Below are 11,543 nucleotides of genomic sequence, written 5' to 3'. Positions count from 1 at the left end.
CGGGCCGGCCCGTCGCGGCCCGGGCGCTGAACCGTCATAATTCGCCCCCTCCGCGTTCCGGCCCTGGCGGCCGCCGCTCCTTCTTCTCCCGCCCGTCCGCCGCCCCTGGCTGCGCCGGCGTGGCCCATGCCGTTGCCGTATTCCTATGACTAACTCTCGCCGCCCCCTGGGCTTCTGGTCCGCCACCGCGCTGGTGGTCGGCAGCATGATCGGCTCTGGCACCTTCCTGCTGCCCGCCACCCTGGCCCCGTATGGCGCCGCCACCCTGATCGGCTGGGCCATCACCCTGTGCGGCGCGCTGCTGCTGGCCGTCACCTTCGCCCGGCTGGCCAAACGCTGGCCGCAGACCGGCGGCCCCTACGTGTTCGCCCGCAACGCCTTCGGCGAGCTGCCCGGCTTCATGGTGGCCTGGAGCTACTGGATCTCGATGTGGTGCGCCATCGCCGCCATCGCCGTGGCCTTCGCCGGCAGCGTCGGCGCCATCTTTCCCGCCCTGACCGCCACCCCGGTACGGGCGGCGGCCTGCGGGCTGGTTGCGCTGTGGCTGTGCGCCGGGGTCAACCTGCTGGGTGTACGCGAGGCCGGCCGCCTGCAGTTGCTGACCACCGTGCTGAAAGTGGTGCCGCTGCTGCTGTTCGGGCTGGTGGCGCTGTGGTTTGTCGACACCGGCCATTACGTGCCGTTCAACCCCAGCGGGCAGTCGCTGGGCGCCGTGGCCGGTGCCACCGTCGCCCTGACCCTGTGGGCGATGATCGGCCTGGAAGCGGCCACCGTGCCGGCCGACTCGGTCGATGACGCCCCGCGCACCGTGGCCCGCGCCACCGTGGCCGGCACCGCCATCGCCGGTATCGCCACCGTGCTGGCCTGCACCACCGTGATCGGCCTGCTGCCGGCCGATGTGCTGGCCCACTCCGGCGCGCCGATGGCCGATGCCGCCGCCGCGCTGTGGGGCCCGACCGCCGGCATGTTGCTGGCCGTGGTGATGGCGATCTCCTGCGTCGGTGCGCTCAACGGCTGGACCCTGCTCTCGGCCCAGCTGCCGATGGCCGCCGCCCGCGATGGCGTACTGCCGCGCGCCTTCGCCCGCGAGAACCGCCGCGGCGCGCCGGCCTTCGGCGTCATCATCAGCTGCCTGCTGGCCACCGTGCTGGTGATCTGCAACTACAACCGCTCGCTGGTGGACCTGTTCAAGTTCTCTGTGCTGCTGTCCACCGCCGCCACCCTGCTGCCCTACCTGGCCGGCTCGGCCGCGTGGCTGTGGCGCGGCACCGGTACCGGCTCGCGGATTGCCGCCGCCGGCGCCCTGGCCTTCAGCGGCTACGCCATCGTCGGCGTCGGCAGCGAAGCGCTGGCCTGGGGCGGCGTGCTGGTCATCGCCGGCCTGCCGATCTACTTCTGGCTGCGCCGCAAGGGCTGAGCCGGGCGCGTGCAACAGAAAACGGCACCGCCCATGCAGTGCCGTTTTGGGTGACGCTGGCAACAGCGGCATCGAGGCCGCTGCTGTCATTGGATGTTTCGCGCCTGCTAGCGTTCCGGTTTGGCCACTACGCGCAGCTTGTCGGCATCGACCTGTTTGACGCCCTTGATGCCGCGTGCCACCGCAATGGCGCGGTCCTTCTCGCTCTGCTGGTTCACCGTGCCGCTGAGCATCACCGTACCGTTGACCGTTTCGACCGTGATCTCCAACCCCGGCACGTTTTCCGTCGCCAACAGGTCGGCCTTCACCTTGGTGGTGATCCAGGTATCACTGCCCGGCTGATGCGATTCCGCGTGGGTCTTGTCATGTTCCGTCGGCGGATTCTTGTCCTCGCCGGCAAAGGCGGTGCTGACGCCCAGCGGCAACAGCGCCAACAACAGCCATCGACTCGTTTTCGCCCGGTTCATTGGATTCTCCTCGGATGGAGCAGGAACGCTCCGGGTGCAGCCTCGCACCGCCGGGGTTAATGCAATGCCTTTGCCGAAGCCGTCGCGCTCATGCCCGCCTGACATTGATGTATGCGGATTCAGCAAACGGACCGGTCCCGCTCCGCTGCAGCTGCCGTTCCGCCATCGCCGTGCAACCGGGCCCGACGGCAGGCATCCACCGGCACGCCATGAGAAGAAAGCGCGGGGCGATCAGCACGTCCCCAGCCGCTGGAAATGCTCCACCTCGTCCAGCCAGACCCGTTGCACGCTTTTTCCGCCGGTATCCAGCGGCAGCACGCCGTTGGTGCCTTCATTGCCGCCTTCATCCAGGAACTGCAGTATCGACGGGCGCTCGACCACCGTCCCGGTCAGTGTCGCGCCCCCGCGCAGGTGCAGCTCCACCACCAGCTCCGCATCCAGCGCGGCCTGCAGATCCTTCAGGCGCTCGATGGTGGCCTGGTCGGTATGTACCCGGGGTGCAATCTTGCTCATAGCGGTTCTTTCATCCTGGCGGCCGGGGCCGCACCGATGCTCCGTGTGTTGATGGGAGGCACACACTGGCCTGCGCGCGGGAAAGCCGGGGTGAAGACGCCGGGCTGCGCACCTGCACGCGCTGGCCAGTTCAAGAGGGGCCACCAACAGCAAGGGCCCCGGAGGGCCCTTGCTGTTGCAACACTCAAACTTGCCGATTACCAGATGCGCACGCGGTCTTCCGGGGCGATGTACTGCTTGTCGCCGGCCTTCACGTTGAACGCGTCGTACCACGCATCGATGTTGCGCAGCGGGGCGAAGGCGCGGATGTGGCCCGGCGAATGCGTGCCGTTGACCAGCTGCTGGCGCAGTGCATCGTCGCGCCACAGCGTGCGCCATACCTGCGCCCAGCCCATGAAGAAGCGCTGCTCGCCAGTGAAGCCGTCAATCACCGGCGCCGGCTTGCCGTCCAGCGAGCGGCGGTAGGCTTCCAGCGCGATGGTCAGGCCACCCAGATCGCCGATGTTCTCGCCCATCGCCACGCGGGCGTTGATCTTCATGCCCGGCAGCTGCGGGAACTCGAACGCCTCGTACTGCGCGCCCAGCTTGGCGGCCTGCGCCTCGAATTTGGCCGCGTCTTCGGCGGTCCACCAGTCACGCAGCACGCCGGCCCCGTCGGACTTGCGGCCCTGGTCGTCGAAACCGTGGATGATCTCGTGGCCGATCACGCCGCCGATGCCGCCGTAGTTCACCGCCGGGTCGGCGGACGGATCGAAGAACGGCGGCTGCAGGATCGCGGCCGGGAACACGATCTCGTTCTTGACCGAGTTGTAGTACGCATTGACCGTCTGCGGTGTCATGCCCCACTCATTCTTGTCGACCTTCTGGCCCAGGCGGGCGCGGCGGTAATCCCACTCGAAGGCACGGGCGCGCAGCGCGTTGCCGACGATGTCGCCGTTGCGCACTTCCAGCGCGCTGTAATCGCGCCACTGTTCCGGGTGGCCGATCTTCAGGCCAAAGCCCTTGAGCTTGGCGTGGGCCTCGGCCTTGGTGGCCGGGCTCATCCAGGCCAGCGTGTCCAGGCGCGCGCCCATGGCCAGCTTCACGTTGGAGACCAGCGCATCCATCTTGGCCTTGGCATCGGCCGGGAAGTACAGCTTGACGAAATCGCGGCCGATGGCCTCGCCCATGATGCCTTCGCTGTAGCTGACCGCGTTCTTCCAGCGCGGCTTGGGCTCCGGCTGGCCGGACAGGAACTTGGCGCGGAACTCGTACTCGGCATCGACGAAGTTCTTCGACAGCAGACCGGCCGCGTCATCGGTGGTGTGGAACGCCAGCCACGCCTTGAGCGTGTCCAGGTCGGTGGCCGCAAACACCTTGGCCAGCGCCGGAATGGCGGTGTTCTGGCGCAGCACCACGCTCTCGGCCTGGCCAACACCAGCAGCGTCGAACAGCACGTTCCAATCCACCTGCGGCGCCTGCGCGGCCAACTCGGTGCGGGTCAGGCGGTTGTAGGTCTTATCGCGGTCGCGGCTCTCGGCGCGGGTCCAGTGGCCCTTGGCCACCTCGGTTTCCATGGCCATGATCTTGGCCGCCGCGTCAGCCGGCTTGTCCCAGCCGGCCAGGGTCAGCAGCTGCTCGATATAGGCCACATAGCGCGCACGCTGCGGGGCGAACTTCTCGTCCAGATACATCTGGCGGTCGCCCAGGCCCAGGCCGGACTGGCCCATGTACAGCGTGTAATGCTCCGGGTCGCGCTGGTCGTCGGAAACGCCAAGGCCGAACAGCGTGGCACCGAAACCGGCATTGCTGCGGCCCATCAGTGCGGCGATGGCGGACTTGTCCTTGGCCGCGCGGATCTCGGCCAGCATCGGCTTCAGCGGTTCGGCGCCGGCCTTTTCGGCGGCAGCCTCGTCCAGGAAGCCACGGTACAGCGCGGCGATCTTGGCGCTGTCGCCATCGGTGGCCGGGTTGCCCAGCGCGTAGCCTTCCAGCAGCTGGTGCACGCGCGCCTCGGACAGGTCGCGCAGCGCCAGGAACGCGCCAAAGCTGGACTTGTCCGACGGGATCGGGGTGTTCTTGGCCCAGTTGCCGTTGACGTAGGCGAAATAGTCATCGCCCGGCTTGGCACTGGTGTCCATGCCGGCCGTGTCGATGCCCCAGTTGCCCATGCGCGGCGCGGCGATGCTGGCGCCTGCGGTGGCACTGCCGGCCTCGGTGGCGGCAAACAGGGTCTGCACCGTGCAGGCGTCATCCACGCAGGCGTGGTTCTGGCCGGCGGACGCCGAACCGGCGATCCCCAGGGCCAGCAAGGTGGCGGTGGTCAACAGCGTCTTTTTCAACAGAACTCTCCTGGTAAAGGGTGGCAGAGCCGATTCCCCCGGCCCCTCGCGTGCGGGCAAGCATAGCCAGCTTTGTGCACAAGCCCATGTGCCGGAGGCCATGCTGCAGCGACACAAACCACGCCCCACGCTCCCTGCAGGAGCGACGCCGGGTGGCCTGAGGCCATGAGTCGCGACCGCCCGGCCCAACTCCCCTATGCAGCGGCACCGGGTGGCCTTGGACCATCAGTCGCAACCTTCCCCCCCTGTCACAAGAACGCTAGCCCCCCGCTCCACCTTGATACATGTCACCTCGAGGGCGATGGCTGCTTGGTACGGTTGGTGTACGCCTGAACCGATGCCACGACCATGAAGATGCGCTCCCTACATGTCCCCGCCACCGCCCTTGCGCTGGCCCTTGCCGTGACCGCCTGTACCGCCGGCGATGATCACGCCCCGGCCGCGGACACCGCCGCTGAAGCAAGTACCGCAGCGCCCGCCAGTCCCAGCCACGACCATGCCGCCGCACCCGGCCCCGCCCCGGTACTGGCCGAAGGCCAGCGCTGGCAAACCGACGAGCCGCTGCGCACCGCCATGGGCCGCATCCATGCCGAAGTACTGAAAAACCTGCCCGCTTTCCACGACGCGCGGCTGCAGGCCGCCGACGCCGCCGCCCTCGCCGATGTGATCGACAGCAACGTCCAGTACATGTTCGCCCACTGCAAACTGGCCCCTGAGCCCGATGCCGCCCTGCATGTGCTGATCACCCACATGCTCACTGCCGGCGGGCAACTACGCGAAAACCCCGCCTCGGCCGAAGGCATGCCCAACCTGGTGGCCGCAATCAACACCTACCAGGCAACCTTCGATCACGAAGGCATGCAGCCGCTTACCCACGACTGAGGCAAAGTGCCGGCCAGTTATCGACGGCCACCCTCTCAATGCAACCGGGTAAAAAACGCAGAGCCCCGTCATGCGGGGCTTTGCGTTGCGGCGATCTAATTGTCGTTCAAGCCATTGGGCACGCGCGTCTGCAGTCGTTCCTTCCCGGTGTTCTCGACCTGCACCACGTCCTCGACCGGCATATCTGGCCTCAGTGGTCTACAGCGTCTTCTCAACAGAACTTTCCTGGAAATGGCGCCGGAGCTGATTCCTCCGGCCCCTTGCGTGCGGACAAGCATGGCCGGCTCTGCCCACCTTCCCATGTACCGGGATCCATAGGCGGCAGTGCATGCGGTTGCCGTGGCTGCGTTGGTGGGAATCAGCTTTAGGAACCCCAATAGGTACGTTTGCAAGCCGCCGAAATATCACTGTCGCTCACTGGAAATCACCATTCACCGGCAAGTGCCGCATCGTTACTGGCTTAAGATGGCAACACAATTTCAGGCATCACCCTATGAACACCGAGATACAGTCATTGCAGCAGGCGCTTCGCGAATTTGCGCAGGCCCGCGACTGGGGACAGTTCCACTCTCCCAAGAATCTGGCCGCAGCACTCTCTGTCGAAGCGGCCGAACTGCTTGAGCCCTTCCAGTGGCTCACGGAAGAACAGAGCAGGAATCTTTCCGACGCCCAGCACGGTCAAGTCACCGAGGAAGTGGCCGATGTGCTTCTCTATCTGCTGCAGCTATCTGACAAGCTGGGCATCGACCCGATCCAGGCCGCGTGGAAAAAGCTGGAGCTCAATGCACTGAAGTACCCAGCTGACGTGGCACGGGGAAAGAGCGACAAATACACCGATCTGTAATCAACCAGACCTTAGGGGGAGGCGCGTTGATCGTTTATCAAGCTAACAAATCCGGTTTCATCAAGGACATCGAAAGCCGCGGCATCGAATACCAGATTGCCCGTACCTATCTGGACAAGACCGGCCGCTATGCACCCGACGCTGAGCTCAGGGCCTGGCGCGCTTCCCTGCAAGAGATGGCCTCGGTCCTTCGGGATGACGAAATCCCCGACGACACCGGCATCGGCGTCGAGTTCGGCATCCCCCAGACCTCCAAACGTATCGACTTCCTTATCTCCGGAAGCACCACCGACGGCACACCCCACCTCATCATCGTGGAGCTGAAGCAGTGGTCGTCGTCCAAGCTTTCGGACAAAGACGGAATCGTTGTCGCCCAGCGCGGCGGCCCGCGAGAGAGCGAAGGCCCCCACCCCTGCTATCAGGCTTGGTCCTACGCCGCGCTTCTTGAAGGCTTCAATGAGGCCGTGCATGAGGGAGATGTTTCCCTGAAGGCCTGTGCGTACCTGCACAACTACACCGACGACGGCATCATCACCCATCCCCACTACGCTCCTTACATCGATAAAGCGCCGATCTTCCTGAAGGGAAACGTGGAGCGGGAAAGGCTGCAGAACTTCATCAAGCAGCATGTCAAACGTGGCGACAATGCCGAGCTTCTCTACCGCATCGAGAACGGGCGCATCCGCCCTTCCAAGATGCTGGCCGACAGCCTCGTCAAAATGCTCCGTGGCAGCCGCGAGTTCATCCTCATCGACGAGCAGAAGCTTGTCTATGAAACCGCACTGGCGGCAGCCCGCACGGCATCTACGAATGCCAAGCAGGTCGTTCTGGTCAAAGGTGGCCCAGGCACCGGCAAATCCGTGGTCGCCATCAACCTTCTCGTGGAACTGACCAGGCTCGGTCTTCTTGCCAAGTATGTTTCCAAGAACGCCGCCCCACGCGCGGTCTACAAGGAAATGCTGCGCGGAAACTTCAAGCAGGTGGAGATAGGCAACCTCTTCAGTGGCTCCGGCGCCTTCATCGAGACTGCCCCCGACACGTTCGACGCACTGGTTGTCGATGAGGCACATCGCCTGAACCGGTTTTCCGGGCTGTACAGCAACCTCGGCGAGAACCAGGTCAAGGAGCTGATCCAGAGCGCCAAGTGCACGATCCTGTTTGTCGATGATGACCAGATGGTCACCTTGGCCGATATCGGCCACTCCGACGAGATCCGTCACTGGGCCAACGAACTTGGCGCCTCCGTCACCGAGCTGGAGCTGGCCTCGCAGTTCCGCTGCAGCGGATCGGATGGCTATCTGGCATGGATCGACAACACCCTCGGCATCCGCGAGACCGCGAATACATCGCTGGATCATGGCAGCTTCGATTTCCGGGTCGTCGACTCTCCCACCGAACTACATGCCCTGATCGCCGAGAAGAACCGGCACAACAACAGGTCGCGTGTCGTTGCAGGCTACTGCTGGGACTGGGAAAGCAAGAAAAATCCCGAGGCCTACGACATTGTGATTCCGGAGTTTGGCTACCAGCGCCAATGGAATCTGGACAAGGACGGCAGCCTCTGGCTGATCGCCCCGAAGTCCATCGACGAGGTGGGATGTATCCACACCTGTCAGGGCCTCGAACTGGATTATGTCGGTGTCATCATCGGCCCGGACATGGTTTTCCGGGACCAAACGGTGAAAACAGACCCGTCGGGCCGCTCGAAGCAGGACCGCTCGATTCGCGGTTACAAAAAAATGATGCAGAGCGACGGGGAAGAAACGAGGAAGCGACTCGATCGAATCATCCGCAACACCTATCGCACCCTTATGACCCGCGGAATGAAGGGGTGCTATGTGTACTGCACAGATCCGGAGCTTCAGGCGCACCTATCAAAATCCATCAAGCCGTTGGTAGCGGAATGACGGCTTTCAGCCAGAGGCAGTTACTGAGCACCTAGAAAAATCGGGGCGACTCAGGCCGCCACCAGTCCGTGGCGACAAAGCCGAAGTAAGCACTAGCGGCGCAGATCACCGCATGAAATCCTGCGGGATCAGCTGTAATTCCGCTTGCGCAAGTGGATTAAGGACTAACAATGACCTTGATATCCAAGCCCGTGATGCTCTTGATGTACGAGTAGCTCGTTCCTAAAACGGCAAGCTGCTCCTTCGACACCTTCCCCGCTGATATCGCGGGTTGCACGATCACAAACTTGAAAATAAGTTCGTGATCGTGGCATTTGTTGCGCAGTATCTCCAGCTGCTGGGGCGTGCCCTTCAGGATTCTGTCAAAGTCCTTAAGCAGTGATTGCTGGTAGCGATCCATAAGTCGGTTGAAGAACTTATTGCCGGTGTACAGCCACTTCACCGACCTCGACGCCTGGCCGCATACCTCGTAGACGTCAGCGACGCGCGCACCGGGAGTGGCCACACCATCAGTCATTGGGCAAAATTTGCAATGGTATAGGTCAACGTAGATTGCATCTCTATCTTCGCGGATTGCCACCAGGTCGGCGATTTCACCTTTACCGTCATCGTTGAATACGATTGAGTAGTCGTCAGCGACCTTGGCAAAGGTGAAGCCTTGTACAGAATTCATACGCCGCTCGGCACGCATGGACTCTTGATGGATCTTTGTCGCCCCCCAATTCCATGGCTCGAGCAAGTCGGCAGGTAACTTTACATCCATGCTATTGGTCGAATAATGACGATAGTTACCCTGCACCATGGAACCATCCGCCTTGAGCAATACAAGCGGCTCTCCATCCAGGTACGAATCCAGCGGCGTTTCGTAGGGATAAAGGATCTTCACACCAGGGCAGGAGGTTTTGTATCCATCTCCCAGCAACTTTATGCCGATGGAAGTGAGGCGACGCTCCTCGCCCCCCTCCCCCTCAACCAAGACAGGGATATTTATCGTCCGCGCGTCACCGTACTCAGGCTTACCAAGCTCCACGTCGAGAAGATTGAAAGTCTCCCCTTGAAAATGCAGCGAAATCCTTTGCTCGTTCTCGATCGCGATTGACTCAGGCCAATCGGCGTAAAAAATACCTTCTGGCCAACTGTCCTTGATTTGCTCAACACGCATGACATTCTTGAGTACATCAGCAGGGTCGATGGCGTTGTCGTTGAGTTTGAGCGACATGCGCCTACACCACTCAACCCAGTAGTTGATCGGAGACGAATTCATCTCCCAGATCTTGCCCTTGTGCGAGCAGCCCACAGTAGTTCGCCTGCCCCCCTCAAAACCGGCCGCAAAGATATTTGATTTTGTCGCACTGCCCTTCTCGATATCACTGATCACTTGATTGATATCGCGCCCGACGTGCATCGTGAACCGTAGGTCTTTCCGGGCGCGCGACAGGCCAACGTTCTGCAGCTTCATCAATTTGATGTCGTGGAGCGTTCGGAAGGTCGGCTCACCATTGATGCGACGATGGGCTCTGGCCACTAGGTTGAGAAATCGAGTTGCTTGGGCTTCGTCACCAGAGGTGTGAACAAACAGAGTTCCCTGCTCCTTGTTATAGAAAGCGATGTACAGATTCCAGCTGGTATCAGTGATTTCTTCGGTCTGAGCCCACCCAACCTGTACCTCTCGCCGGGTCACAGCTATGACTGTATCGGCCTGTTCATTGATCGAAATGTACTGCAGCTTTTCTCTGCGCCCATCTAGCCGCTTCGCCCGCTGCGGTTTCCAGTCCTTGGGTTGGACGTGATATGCCACGGCGCTAATTTTTGGATTAGGGTTCAGCCCAAAAATAATCTGAGCATCGTCACCGCCGACAAACTGCTCATTGAAGTCCGCCTTCTCAATTTCCCGGCCGACCCTCTCCTCGCTTACGTCGCGAATGACCGCCCCCCAATCAGCACTCTCCTTGTAGAGGGCTGCCATTTGGTGGTCGGTCTTCTGGTTAGCGATGTTGGCGACAAATTTAGCATCACCAAGAGCCGCATCCACCCTCGTCAGTCGGCCAATGAACTGGAGCGTCACAGCAGGGCTTTGGTGCTGATCATGAATTGCGGCGATTTTGAGTTCTGGCAAATCGAAGCCTTCGCCAAGCATGTCGACGCAGACGATGACCCGGTGCTTCTTCTCGACGATATCCGCCATCACCCTGGCTCGGCCGGGCACTTTGCTGTGGATCAAAACTGGCGTCAGGTCGGGGTGCTGTTTGTAAATCTCAAAAAGGTCTTTCGCCCGCTTGTGCGATTTGGCTCGCACCATCATCAAATGGTCGTAGCCCGCATTGAGGTCAGCTCGGAGCAGTTCAATGGCCTTATTTGCGATGGTCTGGTCGGAGAGCTTGAGGTTGTATTCCCTTACAGGGTGGAACTCAATACCTTTGAAATAGCCATCAATCTGCGCATCCCTTAGCGGGTAGTTGTAGACGATCTTGCCAGCCAGAGCTAAACCATCCTCCCGAAAGGGCGTCGCTGTGAACTGAATGCAAGGTTTGCCGCTGAAGGCTGTTTTGATCCGACTCCAACTGGCTGCCGCCACATGGTGGGCCTCATCGATCATCAGGTGGCTGCAAATATTCACTAGCGCCATCAATTCGGCATCTTCGAATAGCTGCAGGGCTTGGGGGGTTGCCACAATGATGTTGGTAGTTGCCAATTCAGCAACCTGCGCCTTAGATAGCTTCGAATCGATGGCTGCAACAATGGGATTGCGCGCTGTGTCCGATACTGCCCCCACGGTACGAAGCGTCTTCAAATCAGCACACTTGCTCATCAATTGAGCTCTGAGGGCGTCCGACGGAACAAGGATCAGTGTCCGGCTCATTCTCGCCGCGATGATCAGCGCGAGCATTGTGTCCGTTTTCCCTGTGCCGGTGGGCATGACCACGGTGGCTGTAGTGGCGGGGTCGACCACCAGATGACCCAGGGTCGCGTAAAGTGCGGCTAGTTGCGGCTTGCGCAGGCCGCGCGCCCCAGCTTCAGGATCGTCCAGATTGAAATTGAACAGGTGGCTCTGCCAGCTCTGGTACACATCCGAATGCGTTATTACTACGTCGTCCATAGTGATCACCTAAGGGCAGAAAAGAGGACTTCGCGGATAAATTAGCAAAATGGTATCAATACCTCCATTCCTGGCATGGCATTAACGCTTTAGAG

General features: G+C 61.6%; 8 protein-coding genes. 4 read left to right on the top strand and 4 right to left on the bottom strand.

What is annotated here, in order from left to right:
* The first annotated feature begins 145 nt into the window (after positions 1–145).
* Entirely contained in the window at positions 146–1,417 is a 1,272-nt protein-coding gene (locus ACVOMC_RS08260) for an amino acid permease (protein ID WP_057506468.1), read from the top strand.
* A 107-nt stretch (positions 1,418–1,524) separates the two neighbouring features.
* Here the strand turns inward: ACVOMC_RS08260 and ACVOMC_RS08255 are convergent, their stop codons facing one another.
* From ACVOMC_RS08255 to ACVOMC_RS08245, 3 genes are all read right to left on the bottom strand, one after another.
* Complete coding sequence (locus ACVOMC_RS08255; RefSeq protein WP_481523560.1) at positions 1,525–1,884, bottom strand: BON domain-containing protein; 360 nt, start codon at positions 1,882–1,884, stop codon at positions 1,525–1,527.
* A gap of 231 nt (positions 1,885–2,115) precedes the next feature.
* The gene (locus ACVOMC_RS08250; RefSeq protein WP_054658359.1) at positions 2,116–2,397 is read right to left on the bottom strand and encodes a DUF3247 family protein; all 282 of its coding nucleotides are present in this window, start codon (positions 2,395–2,397) and stop codon (positions 2,116–2,118) included.
* A 197-nt stretch (positions 2,398–2,594) separates the two neighbouring features.
* On the bottom strand, positions 2,595–4,718 hold the full coding sequence (locus ACVOMC_RS08245; RefSeq protein WP_481523559.1) for a M13 family metallopeptidase: 2,124 nt from the start codon (positions 4,716–4,718) through the stop codon (positions 2,595–2,597).
* Positions 4,719–5,066: 348 nt separating this feature from the next.
* Between ACVOMC_RS08245 and ACVOMC_RS08240 the strand changes: the two genes are divergently transcribed.
* From ACVOMC_RS08240 to ACVOMC_RS08230, 3 genes are all read left to right on the top strand, one after another.
* On the top strand, positions 5,067–5,600 hold the full coding sequence (locus tag ACVOMC_RS08240; RefSeq protein ID WP_481523558.1) for a hypothetical protein: 534 nt from the start codon (positions 5,067–5,069) through the stop codon (positions 5,598–5,600).
* Between the two features lie 493 nt (positions 5,601–6,093).
* Positions 6,094–6,444, top strand: a complete 351-nt coding sequence (locus tag ACVOMC_RS08235) for a nucleotide pyrophosphohydrolase (protein ID WP_481523557.1) — start codon at positions 6,094–6,096, stop codon at positions 6,442–6,444.
* A gap of 26 nt (positions 6,445–6,470) precedes the next feature.
* Positions 6,471–8,351: a DNA/RNA helicase domain-containing protein gene (locus ACVOMC_RS08230; RefSeq protein WP_481523556.1), complete on the top strand. Its 1,881-nt coding sequence runs from the start codon at positions 6,471–6,473 to the stop codon at positions 8,349–8,351.
* A 157-nt stretch (positions 8,352–8,508) separates the two neighbouring features.
* Here the strand turns inward: ACVOMC_RS08230 and ACVOMC_RS08225 are convergent, their stop codons facing one another.
* Entirely contained in the window at positions 8,509–11,448 is a 2,940-nt protein-coding gene (locus ACVOMC_RS08225) for a DEAD/DEAH box helicase (RefSeq protein WP_481523555.1), read from the bottom strand.
* Positions 11,449–11,543 lie beyond the last annotated feature (95 nt).

The sequence above is a fragment of the Stenotrophomonas sp. STEN014 genome (assembly GCF_056760315.1).
Note: the sequence above shows the minus strand (reverse complement) of the source record. Positions and strands in the feature narration are given on the sequence as shown.